Source organism: Roseisolibacter sp. H3M3-2, from assembly GCF_029211165.1.
Taxonomy (GTDB): Bacteria; Gemmatimonadota; Gemmatimonadetes; order Gemmatimonadales; family Gemmatimonadaceae; genus Roseisolibacter.
On record NZ_JARGEK010000647.1, the window covers coordinates 1 to 1322 of the forward strand.

Consider the following 1322-nt stretch of genomic DNA (forward strand, 5'->3'; position numbering starts at 1 on the left):
GCCGCGGCGCTCGGCGAGGACGACGGCGCGGCGACGCTCGTCGCGCCCGCGGCGGGGCGCTACCGCGTGCGCGTCGACCGCACCGGGTACGCGGCGTGGCTCGCGCCCGCGCCGGTGACGCTCGACCCGTCGCGGTCCGACGTGCTGGCGGTGGCCGCCGCACTGGGCGAGCGGCGCGACCGGCTCGACGCCGTGGTCGTGCGCTCGGACGCGCCGTGCGGGCGCGAGCGCGCCGACGCCAGCACCACCACCGCCGCCGCGACCGCGCTGTGGGACGAGGCGGGGAAGGCGCTGCTCGCCACCGCGCTCGTCGAGCGCGCGGGGCGGCTGCCGCTGCGCGTGCGCACCGTCGAGCGCACGCTGACGACCGCCGGCGCGGTGGTGCGCGAGCGCGCGCTGCCGGCCAAGGTCGTGACCGGCCGCCCGTTCGTCACGCTCCCCGCGGAGTCGCTGAACGCCGGCGGGTGGGTGCGGCAGGGGGACGAGGGGCTCGACTTCTTCGCCCCCGACGCGAGCGTGCTGCTGTCGCCGCTGTTCGCGGCGTCGCACTGCTTCCGCGCGGTGCGCGCCGCGGAGGGGCAGGACGGGCTGGTGGGGCTGGCGTTCGAGCCGGTGGCGCAGTCGCGGCCGCGCCCCGACGTGCGCGGCACGCTGTGGCTCGACGGCGCGAGCGCGGAGCTGCGCCACGTCGACTTCGAGTTCGTGAACGTGCCGGCGCCCGACGGCGGCGGCCCGATGACGGTGCCGCGCAACGCGGCGCCGGGCGGGCGCGCGGAGTTCGCGCGCACCGCGTCGGGCGCGTGGATCGTGCGCCGCTGGCACATCCGCCTCCCGGTGCTCACGCGCTGGCGCAGCAACATCGGCGCGGAGAGCCCGATCGGGCTGACGCCGACGCGCCGCGCGACGTACGGCGTGGCCGAGCTGCTGGAGCGCGCGGGCGAGGCGACGCCCCTCGGCGAGAGCCCGGACGACCGCCCGGCGGCGGTGGTCGCGGGGGTCGCGTTCGACAGCGTCGCGGGAGCGCCGCTCGTCGGCGCGGAGGTGACGGTGGGCGGCTCGCACCGCGCGCGCTCCGACGACGCCGGGCGCTTCCGCGTCCCGCTCTGGATGCCGGGCGAGTACGAGGTGCGCGTGCGCCACCCGCGCCTCGTCGCGGCGGGGATGGGCGTCGTCGGCACCACGCTTCCGCTGGCGAGCGGCGACTCGCTGACGCTGGCCGCGGCGGTGCCGGGCGCCGAGACGCTGCGCGCCGCGCGCTGCGGCCCCCGCGCGGACGCCGTGCTGCTGGGCGGGGCCGTGGTGGCGGCCGACGGCACGCCGGC

At 80.1% G+C, this 1322-nt stretch carries 1 protein-coding gene; it reads left to right on the top strand.

All coding sequences use genetic code 11. The annotated features are described in order from the left end of the window. On the top strand, positions 1–1322 hold a 1322-nt coding region (locus PYV61_RS25410), incomplete at both ends, for a carboxypeptidase-like regulatory domain-containing protein (protein ID WP_275836679.1).